20 protein-coding genes and 3 pseudogenes are annotated in these 23221 nt (G+C 62.0%); 19 read left to right on the top strand and 4 right to left on the bottom strand.

Annotated features, from left to right (window positions below; translation table 11 throughout):
• The first annotated feature begins 118 nt into the window (after nt 1-118).
• The 8 genes and pseudogenes from A9X04_RS19190 (at nt 119) to A9X04_RS19220 (ending at nt 7295) form a co-directional block, all read left to right on the top strand.
• Nucleotides 119-481: a DUF4286 family protein gene (locus tag A9X04_RS19190; protein ID WP_067923967.1), complete on the top strand. Its 363-nt coding sequence runs from the start codon at nt 119-121 to the stop codon at nt 479-481.
• Nucleotides 482-531: 50 nt separating this feature from the next.
• Nucleotides 532-633: pseudogene (locus tag A9X04_RS32380) on the top strand (nitroreductase family protein); the annotation flags it as partial.
• Nucleotides 634-725: 92 nt separating this feature from the next.
• On the top strand, nt 726-2012 hold the full coding sequence (locus A9X04_RS19195; RefSeq protein ID WP_156764424.1) for a spirocyclase AveC family protein: 1287 nt from the start codon (nt 726-728) through the stop codon (nt 2010-2012).
• Nucleotides 2013-2106: 94 nt separating this feature from the next.
• On the top strand, nt 2107-2907 hold the full coding sequence (locus tag A9X04_RS19200; protein WP_067923969.1) for a CbbQ/NirQ/NorQ/GpvN family protein: 801 nt from the start codon (nt 2107-2109) through the stop codon (nt 2905-2907).
• Nucleotides 2908-2932: 25 nt separating this feature from the next.
• Nucleotides 2933-4648, top strand: coding sequence for a VWA domain-containing protein (locus A9X04_RS19205; RefSeq protein ID WP_369807570.1), 1716 nt, complete (start codon nt 2933-2935; stop codon nt 4646-4648).
• Between the two features lie 171 nt (nt 4649-4819).
• Nucleotides 4820-6010, top strand: a complete 1191-nt coding sequence (locus A9X04_RS19210) for a cytochrome P450 (RefSeq protein ID WP_067923867.1) — start codon at nt 4820-4822, stop codon at nt 6008-6010.
• Complete coding sequence (locus A9X04_RS19215) at nt 6007-6204, top strand: ferredoxin (protein ID WP_067923870.1); 198 nt, start codon at nt 6007-6009, stop codon at nt 6202-6204. The genes A9X04_RS19210 and A9X04_RS19215 overlap by 4 nt, the downstream gene beginning before the upstream one ends.
• Nucleotides 6205-6314: 110 nt before the next feature.
• Entirely contained in the window at nt 6315-7295 is a 981-nt protein-coding gene (locus tag A9X04_RS19220; RefSeq protein ID WP_082975109.1) for an LLM class F420-dependent oxidoreductase, read from the top strand.
• A gap of 622 nt (nt 7296-7917) precedes the next feature.
• Here the strand turns inward: A9X04_RS19220 and A9X04_RS19225 are convergent.
• A complete protein-coding gene (locus A9X04_RS19225; protein ID WP_067923873.1) occupies nt 7918-8745 on the bottom strand; it encodes a mycofactocin-coupled SDR family oxidoreductase in 828 nt (275 codons plus the stop codon).
• Between the two features lie 706 nt (nt 8746-9451).
• Between A9X04_RS19225 and A9X04_RS19230 the strand changes: the two genes are divergently transcribed.
• On the top strand, nt 9452-10474 hold the full coding sequence (locus A9X04_RS19230) for a DUF2889 domain-containing protein (RefSeq protein WP_197509238.1): 1023 nt from the start codon (nt 9452-9454) through the stop codon (nt 10472-10474).
• A gap of 92 nt (nt 10475-10566) precedes the next feature.
• On the opposite strand, the gene A9X04_RS19235 is transcribed toward A9X04_RS19230, so the two are convergent.
• Nucleotides 10567-11199: a TetR/AcrR family transcriptional regulator gene (locus tag A9X04_RS19235; protein WP_067923876.1), complete on the bottom strand. Its 633-nt coding sequence runs from the start codon at nt 11197-11199 to the stop codon at nt 10567-10569.
• A gap of 201 nt (nt 11200-11400) precedes the next feature.
• Between A9X04_RS19235 and A9X04_RS29875 the strand changes: the two genes are divergently transcribed.
• The 8 genes and pseudogenes from A9X04_RS29875 to A9X04_RS19270 all read left to right on the top strand — a co-directional run bounded on the left by A9X04_RS29875 (nt 11401) and on the right by A9X04_RS19270 (nt 18765).
• Complete coding sequence (locus A9X04_RS29875) at nt 11401-11655, top strand: aldehyde dehydrogenase family protein (protein WP_082962737.1); 255 nt, start codon at nt 11401-11403, stop codon at nt 11653-11655.
• A gap of 18 nt (nt 11656-11673) precedes the next feature.
• Nucleotides 11674-12492, top strand: coding sequence for a mycofactocin-coupled SDR family oxidoreductase (locus A9X04_RS19240; protein WP_067923878.1), 819 nt, complete (start codon nt 11674-11676; stop codon nt 12490-12492).
• Between the two features lie 43 nt (nt 12493-12535).
• Complete coding sequence (locus A9X04_RS19245; protein ID WP_067923881.1) at nt 12536-13336, top strand: mycofactocin-coupled SDR family oxidoreductase; 801 nt, start codon at nt 12536-12538, stop codon at nt 13334-13336.
• Between the two features lie 42 nt (nt 13337-13378).
• Nucleotides 13379-14227: a carboxymuconolactone decarboxylase family protein gene (locus tag A9X04_RS19250; RefSeq protein WP_067923884.1), complete on the top strand. Its 849-nt coding sequence runs from the start codon at nt 13379-13381 to the stop codon at nt 14225-14227.
• Between the two features lie 283 nt (nt 14228-14510).
• A pseudogene (locus A9X04_RS19255) lies at nt 14511-15711 on the top strand (cytochrome P450).
• Between the two features lie 9 nt (nt 15712-15720).
• Nucleotides 15721-16548, top strand: a complete 828-nt coding sequence (locus A9X04_RS19260; protein ID WP_067923888.1) for an SDR family NAD(P)-dependent oxidoreductase — start codon at nt 15721-15723, stop codon at nt 16546-16548.
• A gap of 316 nt (nt 16549-16864) precedes the next feature.
• Nucleotides 16865-17905, top strand: coding sequence for an LLM class F420-dependent oxidoreductase (locus A9X04_RS19265; RefSeq protein WP_067923891.1), 1041 nt, complete (start codon nt 16865-16867; stop codon nt 17903-17905).
• An 86-nt stretch (nt 17906-17991) separates the two neighbouring features.
• Nucleotides 17992-18765, top strand: a complete 774-nt coding sequence (locus A9X04_RS19270; RefSeq protein WP_067923894.1) for an enoyl-CoA hydratase — start codon at nt 17992-17994, stop codon at nt 18763-18765.
• Between the two features lie 85 nt (nt 18766-18850).
• Here A9X04_RS19270 and A9X04_RS29880 read toward each other — a convergent pair.
• Nucleotides 18851-19054 (bottom strand): annotated as a pseudogene (locus A9X04_RS29880) (FadR/GntR family transcriptional regulator); the annotation flags it as partial.
• Nucleotides 19055-19587: 533 nt separating this feature from the next.
• Complete coding sequence (locus A9X04_RS19280; protein WP_067923900.1) at nt 19588-20178, bottom strand: TetR family transcriptional regulator; 591 nt, start codon at nt 20176-20178, stop codon at nt 19588-19590.
• A 763-nt stretch (nt 20179-20941) separates the two neighbouring features.
• Here A9X04_RS19280 and A9X04_RS19285 point away from each other — a divergent pair.
• On the top strand, nt 20942-22075 hold the full coding sequence (locus tag A9X04_RS19285; protein ID WP_067923904.1) for a phosphotransferase family protein: 1134 nt from the start codon (nt 20942-20944) through the stop codon (nt 22073-22075).
• Nucleotides 22076-22122: 47 nt separating this feature from the next.
• Nucleotides 22123-23175, top strand: coding sequence for a hypothetical protein (locus A9X04_RS19290; protein ID WP_067923907.1), 1053 nt, complete (start codon nt 22123-22125; stop codon nt 23173-23175).
• The last annotated feature ends 46 nt before the right edge of the window (nt 23176-23221 follow it).

Below are 23221 nucleotides of genomic sequence, written 5' to 3' on the forward strand. Positions count from 1 at the left end.
TCGGAATGCACCTACGTCGAGCGGTCTGGTCTGACGCGCTTCAGTGGGCGTTGACACTGTGACATTGGACTGCCATAGTGCGTGAGTGTCCACCTCGGAGCTGCCAAGGGTTGTGCTGATGGCCAAGAATCTCTTCCTCGTGATGACCAATCCCGTTGAAGGCCAAGACGACGCCTTCAACGAGTGGTACGACACTCGCCATGTGCCCGAGGTGCTCGCGCTGCCCGGAGTGGTAGCCGCACAGCGTTACGTCCTCTCGGAGGTGAAGGTGCGCGAGGAAGACTTGCCGGCTCCTTTGCCGCCGCCTGCGCACCGATATCTTGTGATATACGAGTTGGATCGCGAGCCCGACCAGGTCATGGCCGAGTGGCTCAAGGCCACCGCGGCCGGAACGCTGACGCTGGGAGAAACGCTGGACCTCAATACGGTGTCGGTGACGGGCTGGACTCCGCGCGGTGAGCGCAGGGAGGCTGACAGCTGATGCCGGATCTGGCGTCGACATCATAGGCGCAGCGCGTTTGCAGCCGATTCGATCCCGACCGCACCATCCCGCATGAGGACATCGACCAGATGCTGACCACCGCGGCTCACGCGCCCAGCGCCGAGAACGCGCAACCGCGGACGTTCGACTAGCCGCGATGAGCGAATCCGCGGTTTCTCACCGGATGGATGACTGAGTTCGGTGCAGCGATTGCTCCGATAGTGGTCCCTTTACGACTACCTCGGTGACGGGGTCCGCGCCGCGTGTCCGCAGGCGTCGCCGGAGGTCTGTTCTTAGTTTCGATCACAATTTAGATTTTGCTTTCCAAGCGTGCCGAACTCGTTATACATTTCACAGTAAGGGTTCATTGTTGAACTCGTCACGAGGAGGCGTGCGCATGGCGACGTTGGAAAGAGGGCCGCTGGCGAGTGCTGGCATTGACAAGCTGAAGCAGACGCCGCGGGTGCGGACCACGGTTCCGATCGTCGCTTGGGCGACGGTCGGTGCGGCGTTCATCACCCTGGCGATCTACGTCGCGTCGAGTTGGATCCTCGGTGGTCGAGCAACGCCGACGCCGATCGGCGCCAACAACCCGACCCTGGGCAGGGATCTAGCCTGGAACATCGGCGCCCAGGTGCTGACGATCATTGCCGTCATCGGAACTCTGATCTACGTCGGCAGGCGATGCATACGGGAGCGGCGGGTCACCTTCGACGCCATCCTCGTAGTCGCCTACCTGCTGCTGATCCAATGGGATCCGATTCTGAACTACGTCACGCCGCAGTTCTCGTACTCGTCGCTGATGATGAACTTCGGGTCGTGGACGACCGACATGCCCGGCTGGGTGTCACCTCATGGCAACCTCATGCCCGAGCCGACCATCCTGATCGGCATCGGGTTCATCTGGAGCGCGTCGCTATGCATGATCGGTTGCGGTTTCCTGCGCAAGGTCGTCATGAGGCGCTGGCCACAGACGGGCAAGCTGGGCATCATTCTGTGGTCCTTGGGTTTTATGATGCTCGCCGACTTGGTCATCGAGACCGTGCTGTGCTACGGGCACATCATCTCCTATCCGAACACCGTGAGCTGGCTGACCCTCTTCGAAGGCACGTCGCACCAGTTCCCCCTCTATGAGGCGCTGGTGTGGGGGGGACTTGGCTGGGCGCCGCTGATGGTGCTCCGCTTCTATCTAGACGACCGTGGCCATTCCGTCGTCGAGCGCGGGGTCGACCGCGTCAATGTGTCCAACAAAGCGAAGGTCGGCCTGCAGGTCTTGGCGGTCGCCGCAGTCACCAACATCTGCTACCTGAGCTACAACATCGTGATGATCGGGATCGGCCTGCAGATCGACAATGACGGCCACGCTGTCTATCCGTCGCACCTGATCAATGGGATCTGCGGGCATGAAACACCGTATCCATGTCCCGATCCCGCTGCGGGACGGCCCATTTCGACTGGTGGTCAACCCGGCTCGCCTCGTGACATCCCCGGTGACGGCCGCACTTGGGTCGACGTATACCTCGGGGGCTGAGGAAACCTACTAAGCGGCCGAACGACGATTCAACTGCCCTACTTAACCTGAGCAAGGACGTATGACGATTCACTCCTCCCAACGTGGTCCCGTGATCAACAATCACAACCTCACACTCGGCGTCGTCGACGACTACCATCCCGTCGGGGATGAACTGGACATCCTGCTGGGAGCCTGGCGAGCGCGTCTGCCGGTGCTGCTGAAGGGTCCGACGGGCTGCGGTAAGACGAAGTTGGTGGAAAGTGCGGCACGTCGACTCGGACTGGACCTCGTCACGGTGTCGTGCCATGAGGACATGCTCGCCGCAGATCTGGTGGGGCGTTATCTGCTCGAGGGCGCGGACACCGTCTGGCAGGACGGACCGCTCACCACGGCGGTTCGTGGTGGTGCCATCTGTTATCTCGACGAGATCGTCGAAGCCCGCGTCGACGCAACGGTGGTGATTCACTCCCTTGCAGACCATCGGCGACAGTTGTTCATTGATCGACTCAATGAAACACTCGATGCCCCTGAATCATTCATGCTGATCGTGTCCTACAACCCTGGATATCAGACGTTGCTCAAGGACCTCAAGCCCTCAACGCGTCAACGCTTTGTGGCCGTGGAACTCGACTTCGCACCACCGGAACTCGAACACCAAATAGTGAAGGAGCAGTCGGGCGCCTCGGACGAGGCCGTCGCCACACTGGTGCGACTAGGTCAAGCAGTGCGACATCTGAACGAGCCGAGCATGTCGGAGATGGTGTCGACTCGGGCCTTGATCGCGGCGGCACGGCTGCACGCCAACGGACTTTCGCTCAATCGCGCGGCACGCAGCGCGATCGCGGCCATGCTGACCGACGACGCGACGGTCACGAGGTCGATCGCTGAACTGATCGATGCCTACATCGACTGATCAACCGACCGTCGCCGGCTTGCAAATGCTGGCCCGTGCGGTATCGGGACGCCTGGTGTGTGTCAAGGCCACGACCGGGCAAGACGAAGGCGTCCATATGTCGGGAAACACGATCGCAGTCGACGGCGGGCGACTCACCACGCTGACCCGGGCTCAAGTAGTCGTACAAGCCGCGATGTACGGTGCCGGATCATTTGATCCGCGGGTCCTGCGTCACCTCATCGGGCGGTCTGGCGCGTGCACGCGCTACTGCGCCATGGAAGGTCTGCGTGCGCTCTCGCTGACCTCGGATCGATTGCCGCCCTTTGTAGCAGCATTAGCGGCTGGGCTGACGGACATCCCCAGGACCAGTTCAGCCGAAGAGTCGATGCGGATAGCATTGGCGCGAACCCAGATTCCTCCTGCACCCGAATTCTTCGGTCAGCTCAGACCCGCGCGTGCGGTATTGGCGGCGACAGCGCGTACAGGCCGGGAGCACGACGGCGACGTGAAGATACGCAATGACTCAAACGCCGATGAGGCGGACGATCCCGACACCAACAGCGACGAGGCCAAGTCCCTTGATCTGCTGAGTAATCCGCTGACGCCGAACCACCCGATGGCCAGGCTGATCCAGAGTCTGTTCAAGCATTCTGGTGGCAAATCTGCAGATGCGGCATCCCAAGCCGGCGGCGGAAAGCCGGTGGCCAAACCGAGCAGGCGGCCCAGCGGGGGACGCCGAGTCAACATCGGCCGCCGCATCGCCTCGGCCGCTCACAGATTCATCGGCGGCAATTACAGCGGCGACGCCCGCTATCCGGAATGGGACGAGAGTTCGAAGCGGTATCGCAACGACTGGGTTACCGTGCACGAACTCGAGCCATGGAATCCGGATGGCTTCCGTGACCACACGGCACTCGCTCGCATCGAGGTAATGAGGGCACCGACGGCGCTTACACGCAGCCTCGCTCGTAACGTGCTGGAGATTGCGCCACACGGGCGCAACGAATTCGGTGAACAATTGCACACCGATGGCGTCGTCGACCTAGCATACTGGCGCCGAAGCAGATCCGGCTCTCCGCCGCTGCCCTTCATCGGGAAGAAGCGACAGCGACCGGGCGTCGCGGCGTTGGTACTTTTGGACGTCAGCAGTTCGACGCTGGACACGACGGCGCGCGTGGACGGGGAAACCGGATCGGTGTTCGACCAACACCTCAAGATGTCCTATCGCATTACAACCGCGCTCGATGCGCTCGGAGTGCCTGTTGGTTTCTACGCGTTCCGCAGTTGGGGCCGCGAAATGGTCCACGTGATGCCGATCAAGGGTCTACGAGAAAGCCTGTCGGCCTTGACCATCGAGCGAATCGGCCACCTGAGTCCGGCGGGCTTCACGCGGATCGGCGGTGCCGTTCGTCATTGCACCGCCATCTTGGAACGTCAGACCGAAGCAATGAAGCGGGTGGTCATCCTCGTTTCGGACGGGCACCCCTACGATGACGGCTACGACGGCGCCCAGGCCTCGGGCGACACCCGCCACGCCATGAGCGAAGCCCGCTTGCGGGGCGTCGGCTTCGTATGCGTCGGAGTTACGGCACCGAACAGCAATGAGTCTCACGTTCAACGCAACGCGCTTGACTCGGCCTCGGCGCTGCACGTCGCTAACATCAGCGGGATCGAGCGCCAACTCGGAAAACTCATTCGCCAAGCGCTGGCTGATGCGCGTCGCCGTGGAGACCATAGTTCGTTCACCGTGCCGGCGTGACGTTTCTTCGGCTGAGCAGTGCACGGCCCTGAGCCCGACTGACGGTAAGCCGGACACAGCGATTGGTGGATGTTCACAAGTGAGCCGCCTTGTCACACTTTCGACTGTGAGTTAGATTCTACAAGACACCCAGAGTGATGTACGGCACACTTCGACGGCAGATGAGGGACCATGACGACCGCTGACGCAATTCCACAGATCGACACGGACGGACTGCCCATGGACGTCGCACGCGATCAGGCGTGGCGGGCGACCCAAGTGGCCCCGCTGATCGCCGTCGCCGATGGATATGCGGTGACCACCCGTCGCGGCGCGGAAGATGTGCTCAAGCACCCCGACCCGTTCTCTTCGGCCAAAGCGTTCGACATGCTGCAGAGCCCGGTGCCGCTTGTGCCCATCGCCTATGACCCGCCGACGCAGACGCGCTACCGTCAGATCTTGCAGCCGTTCTTCAGTCCGCGCGTCATCAAACCGATGGAAGCCGAACTGCGCAGTCAATTCATCGCGCTCATCGACCCGATCGCGCGGTGCGGCCATTGCGATTTCGTCAGCGAGGTCGCTCAGGTGTTCCCAATCCAGGCATTCCTCACGTTCTTCGGATTGCCGCTCGAGATGCGCGACCAGTTTTGGGAGTGGAAGAACGCAGTGATCGGCCTCACGGGGGCCGGTTTCGCCGCCGACGGCGACGCCGCTCAAGAGGGCATCATGAAGGCGCTCGAGATGTACACGTACTTCACTGAACTGATTCCCCAGCGCCGCGGTAAGGGCGGTGATGACGTCCTGAGCCAGATATTGGCCAAACAACCACCCGACGACCTCACGGATGCCGAAGCCGTCGGCCTCTGCTTCTTGTTCGTGCTCGCCGGGCTGGACACCGTGACGGATACGCTGGGTTGTGCAATGCAGCGGCTTGCGGAGAGTGCGGACACGCGGCAGGAGATCATCGACGACCCTGCTCTGATTCCCGCCGCGGTGGAAGAGCTGCTTCGTCTGGATCCGCCAGCCCCGTTCATCCCGAGGGTGACCTCCGCCGAGGCTCACATCGGGTCGGCGCGGCTCTGTGCCGAAACACGTGTGTCGACGTATCTCGGCGCCGTTAACCGGGATCCAGCCGTATTCGAAAACCCGCACGATATCGACTTCCACCGGCCGGAAAACCCGCACATCAGCTTCGGGATGGGACCACACCGCTGTCTGGGTTCGCATCTGGCCAGACTGGAATTGAGCATCGTGTACGAGGAGTGGCACAAGCGGATTCCGCACTACCGGATCAAGTCCGGCACCACACCCAAAGTGCACTGGCCTCATGGCACTGTCGGGCTCGAATCGCTTCACCTGGAGTTCGACAAGGCAGAGGGATGAAGCTCAACCTCGACGGCGTCGCCTGCACCGGCCACGGACTCTGCTACTCTTTGGCTCCGCATCTCTTCGAGGATGACGACCAAGGCTACGGACATGTCGTCGGCGGCGGCGTGGTCCACGACGATCATCTCGCCGAGGCACGTTCGGCGGTATCCAACTGTCCGGAACGGGCCATCAGCTTTGTCGAAGATTGATCGGCGATCGAGTCCCCGATGGCACCTCCGGCGTCGTTTCCTGCGCCGTCGCAGTGACCGATGTTGTTGACGCTTCGTGCCTGGGTGAGCCGGCCCGATGAAACCGATTGATGGTCGTGTTGACGTCAGCTGCTGACGCCGCGAAGTCTTCGGCCACTCACCGTGGTAGCGGCGTTCTGCGGCTCGGCCTGCAGATCCCCAATTTTTCCTACGGCGCACCGGTTTCCGAGCTCTACCCAGCCGTGGTCGCGCAGGCCCAGGAGGCCGAAGCCGCTGGCTTCGATGCGGTGCTGCTGATGGATCACTTCTACCAACTTCCGCATCTAGGTGCGCTCGAGGACCCGATGCTGGAGGTGTACACCGCCCTCGGGGGACTGGCCACGACCACGCGGCGGGTGCGGTTGGGCACGCTCGTCACCGGGAACACCTACCGGAACCCTGCGCTGCTCGCGAAGTCGGTGACCACCCTCGATGTGATGAGCGGCGGTCGGGGATTCTTGGGCATCGGCGCCGGCTGGTTCGAACTTGAGCATAGGCAGCTTGGTTTCGAGTTCGGCACCTTCACCGACCGTTTCGAACGCCTCGAGGAAGCGCTGCAGATCATCCCACCGATGCTCCGTGGGGAGCGACCCACATTCGAAGGCCGCTGGTATAACGCTGAATCAGTGTTAAACAACCCGCGCATTCGCGACGACATGCCTCTTCTGATCGGCGGCAGCGGGGAGCAGAAGACATTCGCGTTGGCTGCTCGCTACGCCGACCATCTCAATGTCATTGCTCCGTTCGACCGGCTGCCGGGCAAGGTCGAAGCCCTCATGCGACGGTGCCAGGAGCACGATCGCGATCCGGTCACCCTTGAGACGAGTGCTCTGATAACAGTCGTCGTTACTGACGCCGCCGGCGCTTCTGAAGCATTTGCGCCGAATTCTCGCGTGGCCGTCGGGAATCTCAACGACATCGCTGAGCAGATCAAGCGATACGTGATCGACGTCGGAATTTCCGGGGTGGTCGTTAACCTGCCGTCACACGGCTATACGCCGGGACTGATCACCGATGTGGGTGAGGTGCTCGCACCCGTAGTTGGTATGTGAGTGGGACGAATCGATGGCCTACAGCATGCCGCTGCAGAAGTTGACCAAGCCGTTCACGGGGTGCCGTGGCGATTCGCTTGGTGGAGATCATTTTCGACGAAGCGTCGGGTGCGATGGACCGCTCCGCACGTCGCGACAATACTGGGCTACAGACAGTGAAGATTCGTGGTCAACTATTGGCACCCTTTGCACACCGGGCAAGGAGCTCATTTCTTGACCGGCCGGTAATGCGTCGGGCCGACGCACATCGTTATCGACGTGCCTGCGCTTCGAGCTGGTGGTGGGCAACTTCGCTTGCGGCGTTATCCACTGTCTGCACAACGCTGTTCAAGAATCGGTGCGCATACTGCTGGGACTTCGGGCCAACGCCGCTGGTGTGAGTCGAGGCCGAAGATCAGGCCGCCACACTCCACTGTCAGCAGTCAATTGAGGTAACACGGAGTCAGGACCGAGCACGCGTTCTGGGAGTTGCTGAAGAAGACGGCAGAGGACGCTGCTGAGTTGCCGTCAGTGCCCGGACGTGACTTCGAGGTTGGTCGGCGAAGGCATGGGTCTCGTGAGTCGGGTAACGCTAAAGGCATTGCGCCTCGGAGCGTCACGCCGTGCCCAGGGTGGCAACTGTTCAGCGGCGGACGTCCATGCCTGCGTCGACCTTGAGGACGCTGCCGGTGAATGTGCGGCCGAGATCCGACAGCAAGAAAAGGATGGCGTTGCTGACGTCTCTGGGCTCGATCATCGGGAAGTCCGGCAACGCCGTTTGCATCGCGGTGGCCATGTGTGGCGTCTGCTCGATCACCTTGAACAGCGCTGGGTTTTCCAGGACCATAGGCGTCGCGCAGTTCGTCGGCGCCACAGCATTAACCCGGATTCGATGCGCGGCAAGCAAATTAGCGTATGCTCGGACGAGTCCAACAATGGCCACCTTGGCCATCACATAGGCGTCGGAGCCTCCACCGCCATCGGTCATGTCCAGCAGTGCCGCCATCGAACTAGTGGCAATCAAATGTCCGCCCTCGCCACGTTCCTTCATGTGGGGAATCGCGACCTGGAAGGCATTCCAGACACCAATCTGCATGACGTCGATGCCCAGCCGCAATGACTCCGAGGCGTCGACCTCGTCGGGGTTGGTGAGGATGATCCCGGCATTGGCCAGCACCGTGTCGATATGTCCGAACTGCTCTACACCTGCGTTAAACGCGGCCTGAAGGGCCGACTTATCCCGCACGTCGGCCGCCTGGAAGTGCATCTGTCGGCCCGTTTTCTCGACGAGCCGTGCCGTCTCTTCAAGGTCTTCCCACGTGCCCAACTTGTAGGGCACGGCGTCGATGTCGTGGCAGATGTCCACGGCGACGATGTTGGCGCCTTCTTCTGCGAGAGTGACTGCATGCGAACGGCCCTGACCGCGTGCCGCGCCAGTGATGAAAACAACCCGACCGTCGAGCAACCCCATGATCTATGTTCCTTCCTGCCGGACACGCATCGAGGCGCGTGTCAGCCGCACCAATCCGCCGCGCGTCGAAGCGTCACGACGCATGAGAAGAAGCCTACCATGATATAGAGAAATGTTTATCTGATTGTTCCCCGGGCCCTGCCACCTCCAGGGCTGCTGACTGGATGGGCACACTCTTGAGAAACCTTTCGACTTCACGTTAGGTTTCTAAAACGTGCTCACGTGCTTTGACGATTCACAGCGACGAGGTTCCATGCCAACCGATGATTCGATGCCAATGGTGGACTCCGACGAGTCTGCGATGACCGGAGCCCGCGACGAGAGATGTGTAGGGCGGGCATGGCGCTTGCCTTCCATATCGGCACCGATCCGGTGCCCGTCGAGGCCGACCGTGACGGGCAGGTGATACTGCCCGAGCGTGGGCACTTTCGCGCCTCGTGTTCGTGCGGCAACCGCAGCGTCGGGGTCGACGACTCCGACGAGCGCTTGAGGTTGGCCACGTATCCACGCCGGCCACACGCCAGACTGAAAAGAGAGACATTTCGTGGGAATCCTGGCGAGCAAATTGGCCTTCACCCGTCGACCGACGGCGCGCGTGCGGCCGGATGCCGAGTTCTTTGGGCTCTACGACTCCGACGGAAACATCTGGAGTTCTGCAGCGTCCTCGCTGCGGCGAAGTTCGGCACAGTGAACTCGTGACGCCGCTATGACCAGAACCGACTTGGGCGCACCCGATTTCAGGATGCATCCCCTGCACGGTATTCACGAGCCGACGACGGGCACGCCGCCGCGGCGACCGGGTTCGGTGCGGCGCACGAGTTCCATTGACATAACGCGTGATCCGGGCTCGCTGGATCTGGTGCATCTATCTGGTTGGGCACGCGACCTCATGACCACGCACGACGGAACTGCCGTCGAGATGGCCCAAGCCCGAACGCGAGTGACCGTCGAGATGCTCGCCCGCGTGGTTCAGCAGATTGACGTCGAGCCCGCGGTCGCGTGCATGCATCTGGTCGGTGCCCCGGCGATGAGCGGGTTCCGAGCCGCGGTCGACGAGACGGCTCCGCAATTAAGGGAGCGACGCGACTTGCGCTACACGTTGCTCGACGATGTCCCGGTCGCCACCCTGATCTCGGGGCATGCGTTGTCGGCGTCCGGCGCGCTGGGGAACGGCGCCACATCGGGCTATCTCCCGGTCGCCGACCAATGCGCGGGCTTCGTGACCGGCGGTCTGCTGATGACCTCATTCGAGGCTGGAGACCCTGCCGTTGTGACCGGACCGCCGGCGCCGGGCCTCGAGGACCCCGACGACCCGCTGGCTTGGCACGAAATGGTAGCGCTCCCTATCCACGGGATGCGTCGTCGCCGCAGGCTGGACGTGGGAAACCATGGGGGAGCAGCCGAAATAGGAATCGATGCGATGTTTCGCGACACTTACGTCCGGGCCGACGGCACGGAAACCATCATCCACGAGTACACGGTCGAGGCAGTGGTGGATTCCGATACCCAGACCATCTTGAGCTCGCAGGCGGTAGCCCGGGTGCTCCCCTGGCAAGAATGTCCGGGCGCCGTCGCCAGCGCAACCCGCCTCGCCGGAATGAGGTTGGATCAGTTGCACTTTCGCATTCGGCATGAACTTCACGGAACGTCGACGTGCACCCACCTCAACGACTTGCTGCGCAGCATCGGCGACGTCGCAGCACTGGTCGCACTGCTACCCGCCGGCTGAGGTTTGGGGCAGCCGCCTCCGATCGCCGTTCTTCTGTAGCAGGCTGGCGCTAGATCGAACCGCCGCGTTCACCTCGGCGACGCGACACGGCTTCACCGCGGCGAGAACGCTCCAGGAAGAAAGGCCCGCAGCAGTCCCTCGTCGCCTCCGTATTCGGCCGGTCCAGGCTCAGCGATGAGGCTAAAGCAGATGCGAGTCACCCAGTGAGCCATCGTCTCTGGAGCCACATCGTCGCGAACTTCACCCCTTGCCGCGGCGGCGGCGAATCGCTCGCCGAGTCCGTCTCGTAAACGGTTCTGCCACTTCTCGGACGCTGAAGCCGCATGAAAGGTGCGCCCCATTTCATCGTCGAAGGTCAACATTCGCATGGTCGGCGATTCTCGCGTTACGGCGAGGCCGACTATGCAGCTATTCACCAGCTGGTCGGCGAACGATTCCCCTGTGTCCCAACAGGACTCCGCCGCATCGAGCACTGCGGTCACGGCGCGCAGAAAACACTCGGCCAGCACGGCGTCGCGATTCGGGAAGTAGCTGTAAACGGTGCTGCGGTGTACCCCTGCCTTGTTGGCAATGTGCGTCATCTTCGTTCGGCCCACGCCACGTTCTGCGTAACACTTCTCTGCGGCATCAAGCAACCGTTCGCGCGCCTGATCGTCGCTCGTCGGCAGATCTGCACCCCATGCCGGGGCCCGCGCCGCAGCACTCCGTGTCGCCATACCGGCCATTCAACCGCTCCTCGACTTCGGACCCAAGCTTGACTTGACCGACACTTTATCCTAATTTGTCGTTCAAGGGACATGTCTGCCGGTAGTGTCGTCAGGGTGGACGGGCTGTTGGATCGCCACGCACTCGGCAACTAAGTCACGGACGGCTGGTTTACAGGCGCCAGTCGCCACGGCTGGAGGGAGCTACGTGCATGACGGTAACTGCCGAGGTACAGGCCTTCGAATTCCAGCGCGGGCGTGCACGAGCACATTTTTCCGCCGGTGGTGTCGGTGTCCCCCTTCCGTAGCGACGAGGACGCAATCCCGTTGGCAAACGACACCTCGTTCGGGTTGGCCAACTACGTGCACACCACGAATCTGGCGCGCGCTCACACGGCAGCCAGGGCTCTGCAATCAGGCACCGCGCATCGGCTTCGGCTCGCCTGCGCTACCTCATTAGTCCTGGTACAGCATTGACACCTAAGGAGTTTCATCATGTCTGACTTTCTTGCCGGCAAGGTCGCGTTCATCACCGGCGCGGCCCGCGGCCAGGGCCGCGCACATGCTGTGCGGCTCGCCGGCCACGGCGTGAACATCATCGCGGCAGACATATGTCGCGATCTGCCGGGCATGGATTATCCGAACGCGACTCAAGCTGATCTCGACGAAACCCGAGATCTGGTGGAAAGCGCCGGCGCCAAGATCGTGACGGGCATCGCCGACGTCGCCGACCAGGCAGCTTTGAAGGCCGTGCTCGACGACGGACTCGCCCACTTCGGTCGCCTCGACATCGCCATCGCCAATGCCGGCATCGTGCGCTACAGCCCAGACGACGACCCGATCGTCACCTGGAACGACATCATCAACACCAATTTGACCGGCGTCTGGAACACCTGTTTCCTGGCCCGCCAACCCCTCATCGATGGCGGTCGAGGAGGCTCCATCGTCATCACCAGCTCATCAGCCGGAATCAAGGGCACCGGCACGCACATGACTGGTGCTCTGGCATACACCGCGGCCAAACGCGGCATCGTCGGGCTCATGCAATGCCTTGCCTTGGACTTGGCTCCGCACAACATCAGGGTCAACACCATTCACCCGACCGGCGTGGTCAGCGGAATGACGATGAACGACGCGATGGCGCAGATGGTCGCGTCCGGCGACCCAGGACTGCTGGCGATGCAAAACGCCCTGCCGATCGAAATCTTGCAACCCGACGACATCGCCGACGCCGTCGAGTGGCTGGTGAGCGAGAAGGCCCAGTACGTCACCGGCATCGCTCTGCCCATCGACGCCGGCTTCACCGTGCGCTGAACCTGGTGGCGGCCGACTCACGATCGACGAAACGCGCACTTTCATGGGACGCATGACCGGCAAGGTCGTTCTGGTCACCGGCGCAGCACGCGGTATGGGACGCAGTCACGCCATTCGACTGGCGGAGGAGGGAGCCGACCTCATCCTCGTCGACATTTGCAGCTCGATCGATGGAATCGGCTATGCGATGAGCTCGGCCGAAGACCTGGCGAGCACGGTGAAGGAAGTGGAGGCCTTGGGCCGGCGGGTTCACGCCGCTCGCGTCGACGTCCGAGATCGACAGCTGATGCAGGACGTCGTCGGAACGGGTGTTGAGCGACTCGGACATCTCGACGGCGCTGTGTCCAACGCTGGTGTCTTGACTTGTGGAACATGGGAGTCAACGACCGACAAGGATTGGCGAACTGTTCTGGACGTCAACTTGATTGGTACCTGGAACACCTGCCTGGCGTCGATCCCGCACATGCTGGAACGTGGCGGCAGCCTGGTGAACATCAGCTCGGCGGCGGGCATCAAGGGAACTCCATTGCATCTGCCTTACACCGCAAGCAAGCACGGGGTGGTCGGGTTGAGCATGGCGTTGGCCAACGAACTCGCCAATCACGCGATTCGCGTGAACACCGTCCATCCCACCGGTGTCGAAACCGGTATCGAGGCACCGAGGTTGATGGAAATGTTGAGCGGCGAGCGCCAAGATCTGGGGCCGATCTTCCAGAACGCGATGCCGACGTTCTACATCGATGCCGTCGATGTCAGTAACGCCGTGCTCTATCTGCTCTCCGACGAAGCCCGCTTCGTCACCGGCACTCAGTTGAAGGTCGATGCGGGAGTGACGATTCGTTGATACGAAAAGGGTTCTGGCTACCTAAGCCAGCGTGAAGGAAATATGAGCGTCAGCACGACAAAAGTGGACGCCGAGGAACGGCGCCGACGGGGCATGGCGTTGTATCGCGACATCATGGCTGTTGAGCCGACCGAGCCAGCAACTCCGAGGGCAGCCACCCTGATCGACTTCGTGTTCGCCGAGATCTGGTCACGTCCCGGAATCGACCTTCGTTCCCGCCGACTGATTGCCGTGAGCTGCGCTGCAGGTGCCGACGCACACAGCACGCTTGCCGACCACTTCTACGCCGCGCTGAAGACGAGCCAGTTCACGGTCGATGAACTCGACGAGTTCATCCTGCACTTTGCGGTGTACTGCGGCTGGCCGAAGGCTGAGGTCACCGAGACGATTCTGAAGGAGCAACTGGTTCGGCTGCACGCCGAGGGCGTCGCTGTAGTTTCTCGGCGTCTCCCGCAGCCACTCAGCGCAGCACCAGCCGACCAGGAACTCCGTAAACTAGGCGGCGAGCAGTGTTTTCGAGAGGTGAATTGCTGCGATGCGCCGCCGCGGGGTGTCCCCTACTACGAGAGCGGCATCCTCAATTTCGTCTTCGGTGAGCTGTGGAGGCGCCCAGGGCTGAACCGACGCGACCGCCGCTGGATCACCTTGGCGTGCGTGGGACTGGACGACACCATCATCCCCATTCAGTCACACGTGTATTCGGCCATGAAGTCCGGTGACATCACCTACGACGAAATGCGCGAGTTGGTGTTGCAGTTCGCTGCTCACTCTGGATGGCCGAAAGCGCAGTTCATGCAGCAGTCGGTGGACGAAATGTACGAGCGGATCAACGGGGAGGCCTCGATCGAGCCGTGGCGAGAAGACGGTCTCGACGGCACGGGTCCGGCGTAACCGCCAGGCGCAGGGCGCGGGCGGCCGACGGACCGCCGTGCATAGAGGCCCCGATCGACACCCCTTCGCGATCGGCGGCTAGGCGGCGACCGGCACGGCTTCATCGTCGGGGCCTGTTCGTCGTCGGCATTGATGGCCCACCGCTTTGGCGTTGATTTTAGAGTTTTCAACTATATAGTCGAAAATTGACAACTCGTCGGAGATTTTGCTTTAGGCTCTAGGGCGGCGGCGTGAAGGCGGCACTGCAGCGCGTTCCACGGTCAGCGAGCGCAACGAAAGGCCAATGATAGAAAACACATTCGGCACCTCCACTCTCCGTTACGACCGCTACGATCCCGAACTCGACGTAGATCCGTATCCGATGTGGCGTCGCCTCAGGGATGAGGCGCCGCTGTACTACAACGAGCTGTACGACTTCTATGCCTTGAGTCGCTTCGCTGACGTGAAGGACGCCAGCACGGACTGGGACACGTACCGGTCAGGTAAAGGCACCGTCCTGGAGATGATCAAGAGTGGCGCGCCCGTTCCGCCGGGCTTGATCCTTTTCGAGGATCCGCCAGAGCATGATCGGCACCGCGGTCTGCTGGCGCGAGTCTTTACGCCGCGTCGTGTCGCGGAGATCGAGCCGAAGGTTCGCGCGTACTGTGCGCGCGCTGGACCCGATGGTTGAACGCGGCGGATTCGACTTCATCGCCGACCTTGGCGCCGAGGTGCCGATGCGCACCATCGGAATGATGCTGGGCATGGCCGAGTCCGATCAGGTCAAGAATCGTCAGCGCGTGGAGGAGGGATTCAGCGCCGCGGGCGAAGGCAGCGATTGGATCATGGAGATCCTAGACCCGGAGACATTCGGCGAATACATCGACTACCGAACCAAGAACCCCTCAGACGACCTGATGACGGACCTGATCAACGCGACCTACAGCGACTCCGACGGTGTCGTGAGACACCTCGACAAAGAGACGATGATGACCTACATCGGGTTGCTGGCCGCCGCTGGCAACGAGACGACGGTGCGTCTGATCGGCTGGGCGGGAAAGGTGTTGGCCGAACATCCCGATCAGCGACGCGAGCTGGTCGCCGACCCCAGCTTGATACCCGATGCGATCGAAGAACTCCTGCGCTATGAGACGCCCTCGCCGGTGAATGCACGCACCCTTACTCGTGGCGTCGAGCTCTACGGCGTCACGGCGCCGGCAGGTAGCGTGATGATTCTGCTTCACGGAGCAGCCAACCGCGACGAGAGGATGTTCGCCGAGCCGGACCGCTTCGACATCCACCGCGCCAACAAGAAGTCGCACCTCGCGTTCGGGCACGGTATCCACTTCTGTTTGGGTGCCCATCTGGCCCGACTCGAGGCCCGCGTCGCGTTGGAAGAGGTGCTCAAACGTTTCCCAGAGTGGCAGGTCGACTGGGACAACGCGGTGCAGGCACACACCTCCACGGTTCGCGGGTGGGAAAACCTACCCGTGGTCGCTGGCTGAGGACCCCAGATGAGGGTCATCGTTACGGGTGCCAACAGCGGCGTCGGCAAGGCTACGGCAGCCGCGCTGGCCGCGGCTGGCCACCAGGTGGTGCTGGCCTGCCGAACGCCGAGCAAGGGCGTGGCCGCCGCGCGTGACATGCATGGCGACGTGGAGGTCGCTCGCCTTGACCTGGCAAACCTGCGCAGCGTGCACGAGTTCGCCGCCTCCATTGACTCGGTCGACGTGCTGGTCAACAACGCCGGTGTACTCGGCGTGCCGCTCACGCACACCGCTGACGGTTTTGAAGCCCATATGGGAACCAATCACCTCGGGCACTTCGCGCTGACCTGCCTGCTGGCCGATCGCATCAAGAACCGTGTCGTGACCGTCTCCACCGGCACGTACGTGATGGCGAGGCTGCATCTGGAGGACCTGAACTGGGAACGCCGTGCGTACAACGCTTGGTCGGCTTACACCGAATCGAAACTAGCAACCGCCGTGTTCACCGTGGAATTGGCGCGCAGAGGCGTCACCGCACACCTCGCCGACCCCGGTATCAGCCAGAGCGCCATCGTGTCCGACAGGTCCGGCTTCGCCGCGCGGGTGGTCAGGTACCTTCAACCTCGAATCGCCCAGCCCGGCGACCTCGCGGCGCGGTCCACCGTGTTGGCAGCCATCACGGACCTGCCTTCCCCCACGTACTGGGCTCCGCGCGGCCTGCTTCACCAGTGGGGCAGGCCAAAGGTCGTCAAGTTGAATCGCAAGGCCTGCGATCCCGAGACCGGTCGCCGGTTATGGGACATCTCGACCGCACTCACCGGTTGCGATCTGCCACTCACGCGAAAGTTACCTTGAGTTAAGGCGTTTCGCCCTGTGGCGTGCCGCCGACCCCTTCGCATTGCTTGTCGAAGTCGGGGCAGGAAACGGACGATTCTTCTGCGGTAGATGCCACCAGCGGGGGATCTGGTTGGCGCGACTGTGCCGCGGTTCGCCCACGGCGAGAAATGCTTGATCGTCGGGAGGCGATTAGAGAGAGAGTCTACGCAGACCAAGGAAAATTCGACTCGCTAATATAATCTGTCATAAAACCAAAAATCTGGCTGGCGGGCTTGCCGACGAACTACGCGACACCCGTATGGCGGATCGCTAACGAAGCGCAGAGGGTATCGGCATGAGCGACGAGTGTGGAGGCTTGAAGATCGACGCGGCGTCCTTCACGGATCTTGCGGGCGTCGCGGAAGCTGCCCAAACGCTGGAGCGACAGGGCTACGACTGCTGCTGGTCGCCCGAACTCAACCACGATCCGTTCCTGCCGCTCGTGCTCGCGGCCGAACATACGCGCACCCTTGAGCTCGGAACTGGGATCGCGGTCGCCTTCGCTCGCAACCCGATGACGGTCGCCAACCTTGGGTGGGACCTTCAGTCATACTCGCAGGGCCGCTTCAACTTGGGTCTCGGTTCGCAGGTCAAGGCGCACATCGAAAAGCGGTTCGGCATGCCTTGGAGCCAGCCTGCCCGTCGCATGCGAGAGTTCGTTTTAGCTCTGCGCGAGATATGGTCGTGCTGGCGGAACGGCACCAAACTAGAGTTCGAGGGCGACTTCTATACCCATCGACTTATGACGCCGATGTTCACCCCAGAGCCGATGCCGTATGAGTTCCCGAGAATCTTCGTCGCTGCAGTGGGCGATACGATGACCGAGATCTGTGGAGAGGTCGCCGATGGCGTGCTTGCGCACTCATTCACGACGAAGCGCTACTTCGAAGAGGTGACCACGCCGGCGCTGTTGCGCGGTTTGCAGCGTGCTGGCCGCGAGCGGCGCGAAATACAGGTCTCCTGCTCAGTTTTCGTGGTGACGGGACGCGACGACGCCGAACTAGCCGCCAATGCCAAAGCGATGCGTAAACAGATCGGCTTCTATGGATCGACACCTGCCTATCGCAAAGTGCTGGACCTGCACGGGTGGGGTGAGCTGCAGACCGAACTGCATCACCAGTCTTTGCAGGGGAAGTGGGATCAAATGGGAACACTCATCGATGACGAGGTGTTAGAGGCCTTCGCGGTCGTCGCACCCTTGGACAAACTTGCGGCGAAGATTCACGACCGGTGTGACGGGCTCATCGACCGCGTGCCGGTTAGTTTTCTATCGCCTATCGGTGATGAGGCCACGATCGCTCTGGTTGAGCAGCTACGAGGGGCACCGGTTGTTTGACACGAGGGTGATGCGTCAGTCTGAACTGAGTTTGGCTACAGCAGGATGCTCACGTCACAGCCGGGACTCTGCTAGGTTTTCTTTGTGTGAGCACCGAAACACCGGTTTTGACAGTCGATTACGCTCACGTACGAGTCGTGACGCTAAATCGGCCTGCCGCTAGGAACGCACTCGACCGCGCACTGGTCGAGGCGGCGTACGCGGCGTTCACTGAGGCTGACGCCGAAGGCTCGGTGCGCGCGGTGGTGCTCACCGGCACCGACCCGGCGTTTTGCGCCGGGGTGGATCTCAGGGAGGCCCAGCAGCACGGCGCTGAGTACTTCTCCATCTTCGAATCGCACAACTGTGTCGCTGCGACGGCGAGCATGCGAACGCCGATCATCGGGGCCATTAATGGTGCCGTGTTCACCGGCGGGCTCGAAATGGCCCTGGGCTGTGACTTTCTCATCGCATCCGAACGAGCGGTCTTCGCCGACACGCACATTCGAGTAGGGATCCTGCCCGGCGGCGGGATGACAGCGCGGTTGCCGCTGTTGGTCGGTCCGGCCATCGCGCGGCGCATGTCAATGACCGGAGAAGTCATCGGGGCGACTCGCGCCGAGCGGATCGGGCTGGTAACGGAAGTCGTGCCGCACGAACAATTGATGGACCGCGCGCTCGAGCTGGCGCGACAGATTGCCGACGTGCCGGAGCGAACGATGTTGGGCCTCAAGGAACTCTATTCCACTGGAGCCGCCACAGTGATCAACCCCGCTTTGGCGGCAGAGCAGCGGATAGGGCAGGCATACGTCGGGGGCTTCGACAATATCGAAGACCCGTTACGAGCGGTAACCGAACGCAACAAGAGCCAGCTCACGTAGACATTTTCGGGGACCGTCGAACGTCCCCGTGCAGCATCATTACTCGGCTCCGCAATCGATGAACGAGCAAATGGCCTGGACCGTTTCGGGCGGGCAATCCCCCGCCGCGCACCCCGCGCTGGACTTCGATCAGCGATTCGGACTCGAGTATGCGGAGCGCCTCCCGAAGGGTTGGCCGCGACACCCCGAACCGTTCCATCAACTCCGACTCGGGCGGCAGCATAGTTCCCTCGGTGATCTCACCGTGGTTGAACATCCTGCGCAGTGCGGCGGCCGCACGATCAGCCATCTTTGGCTCTCGAAGGTGTGTAGTGGGCGAGGATCGCTGATCGGAACCACCAAAGAAGACGCCTTTGACGACCGGCGGCCGATCGGCATGGTCGAAAATTGTGAACTGACAAAGGGACTCGTCGATTCGCGGTGGCCCCAGTCAACAGGTCATGGATTAGCCGATGCCGACAAAACCGATGCCACGGACGCCCCGCCGACATGGAAAGCGTCCGCCAAAGCGCCCAGCTGTACCGGATCTTGCCGGCCGACAGCACCTACGACGCGAACTCCTTCAACATGAATCGACGGCCGCTGGGCGATCGCGAGCAAGGCCGCTTCGAGCCGACGGACCCGAGCTCGCGGCAAGATCCCCCCAGCGTGACTTAGCTTAGGCTTGCGTGGCCCTGCAAGCGAGCCACGACCGGAAGCTGGCCGCGGCTCTGGGGGATCTGAGGGTCCCAAAATCGTTGAGCTGGTTGCAAGTTTGCCGCGAAGCGATGCCCGAAGAAACCTCGTGCCGATCTGGCCGTGAGCGTTGCGAATCGCGGTCCGCTACTTGAGGATCCCAGGCAACGCCGCGAACTCTTGGCGGATGAGGTCCTCAACGGCCTGTCCGCGCGTATTCAGCCACCGGTTGATGGCCCGGGTGAGCAGCAGCATGCCCACCGACGCGAGCAGCTCGCATTCTTCATTCGGCGCCGGAAGGCCGCGCCGCTCGGCGACAATTTTCGCGATCACGTCAATGTTGGCGGTGTGATTCTGTTGTTCGCGGCCCAGCAGAACGGCCGATGACGCTATGGCGTCGTAGTACTGACTGATCCGCGTCCGGATGCGTTTCAATGCGGGAGCGAGGAGCGCGAACGAGTGCTCCATTGCTTGGAAGTCGGAGATTGAGTCTGGTTGGGCGAGATAGACACCACCAAACGCGCGGATGAAGTCAAACTCTCCCGAGAAAAGCACCGATTCCTTGGTCGGAAAGTAGCGAAAGAAGGTCCGGGGGGATACACCTGCGGCCTCAGCGATCTCATCGGTGCTCGTTGCGTCATAACCATATGCACCGAAGAGCTGCAATGCCGCCTCAAGCAGTGCAGTGCGCACGCGCTCCGCGTGCGCACCGCGAGGCGAGCGATCCCCACGGGGCAACTGTCACCCTCCCGCGTCAATATCAACTCGATGAAACTATAGCCACAGCGTTAACACAAAGCAGCCGCCACGGCGACGTCGGCGCGCGACCCGCAGCGCCTGCGGCGAAGGCCTCGTATGCCCTTCCGTTCCGCAGGCGAGGCGCGTGGTCCGTATGTCCGGGCGTTGACGGTGGGTTGCTGGTTGCCCTGCCGGGGCCAGCTCAACGAACCACTGTATGGCACGCAACTGTCTAGTGTAATGAGGTGCAAGCTCCAGCCTTGCCTTTGCACGCCTGGGGGGGTTTCCTCCTGATCAGCTGTGCTATCCCGGGATTTGCATTGACGATATGGCACCGAACTGTCATCGTGTTTCTATCCGACAGTCAGCGGAGGCGTGGTAAATGACCGATCTCGAGGCTGCGCAGCCGTGGGCGGTCGGCGCGACGCATGATGTTGTCCCAGTGAGGGGCCCTCGGCCGGTGCTGGTGCGGGCCGGCATCGGCGTGGCGTTCACGGCGATCGCGATTTTGTGTATTCCTCCGGCGAGGGACGTTCAAGCACAGCGTTTCTTCGATCGGTGCACCGACGAAAGTCCTTGGGGATCAAAGTAAATGCACCCACGCAAGAGTCGACAAGTACGACGGTCAACTGACATATCCGACTCTGCCCCTGAAGGGCTTTCCACGCCCTCAAGGACTTGCGTTCACCCCAATGGATGCGTCCGGCTGCCGCGTCGACGGGCGGCTGTAGAGAACTAGACAGTTCAGGAAGGAGAATTGAGCATGGCCGACGACGTGGCTGTCGAATACGTCGACATCCCCACAAAAGTTCGGCTTCGCGATATGGGTGCGGTCCGGCCGGCAATCGAGGCATGGTTGCGCCGACGCGTCGGAGACGACCTCGAGGTGCATAAAGTGGATCAGCCCGACACCGCTGGCGTCGCCAACGAGACCCTGATGATAAGCGCCACCTGCGCATTGAACGGCGAGTGTGAGGAGGCCAGCTACGTCATGCGAGTCGGCGCGACCGAGCACTTATTCATGGGGATGGATGTAAAGACTCACTACCTGATTTACGAGAAGCTTTCGCAGGAGCCGCAGATCCCGTCGCCACCAGTGGTTGGTTACGAGCCAGACACGAGGGTGTTCGGCCAGCCTTTCTTCGTCATGGAGAGGGTGGAGGGCCAGGTGCCACCGGACAATCCGCCCTTCAACGTGAGTGGCTGGGTAGTCGAACTCCCACCACAGTCGCAGCATGAGTTGTGGCGCGGCGCCATCGAGGTGATGGCCGAACTACACGGGTTGGATCCGGCTGAATTCAGTTTCTTGGCGCGGCCAAACCTGGGCCGCACGGGACTCGAGCAGGAGCTGAACCATTGGCTGGCGTATGCCAAGTGGTGTGGAGGTGATGAGCTTCCAATGGTTAAGCGCGCTTCGGAATGGTTGGTCACAAATCTGCCTCAAGGCGCTCCGCCCGGGTTCTCCTGGGGCGATGCGCGACCCCAGAACATCATCTACCAGGGAACGTCCGTGGCGGCCGTGCTCGATTGGGACATGGTCTCCCTGGCGGGGCCGGAGTGTGACTTGGCCTGGTGGACGTACACGGATCACGCCGTCACCACCGCGCGCGGACTGCCGCGTCCTGCGGGGTTTGGCTCGCGGCGCGACGCGATCAATCTTTGGCAAGAGCTCATAGGTCGCCCGGCTGAACACCTCGACTGGCACCTTGTGCTGAACGCCCTGCGCATCACGCTCGTGATGGTGCGCCTGCCCGCCATGCTGCTGGCGACCGGACAGCTAACGCCGGACCAGGCGCGCCAACTCAACGAGAGCGGCAACATGGACTGGCTGGACGGCCTTCTCGACGGTCCGCCGCCCCCGCGTTTTGGATCGCGCTGGTCCGGGTGGGACGACTAGGCGACGCCGGCATGGAGCCCCCAAACCACCGTGAGTAAGGAGATTTCGTGACCGTCCAGGATTTGTCGAGCGGACTGCCGGCCGCGCAGGAGAGTGTCGTCTCGGAGCGACCGACTGAGCCGTTCTGGGCGGAGAATCTTCTTTTCGCGTTATACGACCCTCGAGCAGATCTCGGCTTCTGGCTGCACTTGGGCAGCGTGCCCAATGAGTGGGATATGTGGGAGGACCGGGTGCTGGTCTGTCTGCCTGGCGATGAGGGCGTTCTGACGATGTGGGGCTACTACTACACACCCCAGCAGAAGAAGCCGGCGGGACCGAACCTGGCATTTCGATGCATTGAGCCGTTCAAACGCTGGAAGGTCACGTTTGACGGTTTCGCACAACACGTTTCGAACACCGATATGCAGAATGGGCTGGTCCCGGACGGCCTGCGCAAGCGCCTCGTCATCGACTTGGAGGTCGACTGTGTGACGCCGGTGTGGGACGCGCACACTTCGGCTCACGGCGAGGGCGGCAAGGGTGACATGACCAATCAGGGCTGGGCAAAGGAGCATTACGAACAGCTCTATCGCGCCCGCGGCCAGGTGCGGGTGGACCAGACGATCTATGACATCGATGCGACGGGCTGGCGTGACCACTCGCGCGGCCCGCGCGGAGGCGGCACCGGCGAACCGTGGGGCGGTCACGTGATAGCGAGCTGCCTGTACGAAAGTGGGAAAGCATTCGTCTTCTCGTCCTACTGGCGTCTGGACGGGCTGATCACGTTGCAAGGTGCAGCGGTCGTTGACCGCGACGGCAGATTCTGCACCGCTGAGGTGCTCGAACCGCCGAGGCTGAAGGATCTGCAGTTCTCGGGTGAGCGCCTGCCTATTCGCCTGCGCTGGGATGGCGGGGCGATCGACACTGTGCTGGAGACCCGACGCTCCATCTGGATGTCGATGCAGAAGTACCTTGCGGTCGGGAAGGATCTGGAGGGGCCGGGGCTGATGTATGTGCTGAACTTCGGCCCCTGCGAATGGGATGGGGAAGTCGGCCAGGTTTATATCGAGCGGTCCGACGCGCTCAACTCCCCGGCCAAACGGGTTTGGTCAAAAGCCTAGGCCGCCCTTGGGTTTCAGGGCAGACCCGCTTCACAGCTACCCATGT

Source organism: Mycobacterium sp. E3247 (assembly GCF_001667785.1).
Lineage (GTDB): Bacteria > Actinomycetota > Actinomycetes > Mycobacteriales > Mycobacteriaceae > Mycobacterium.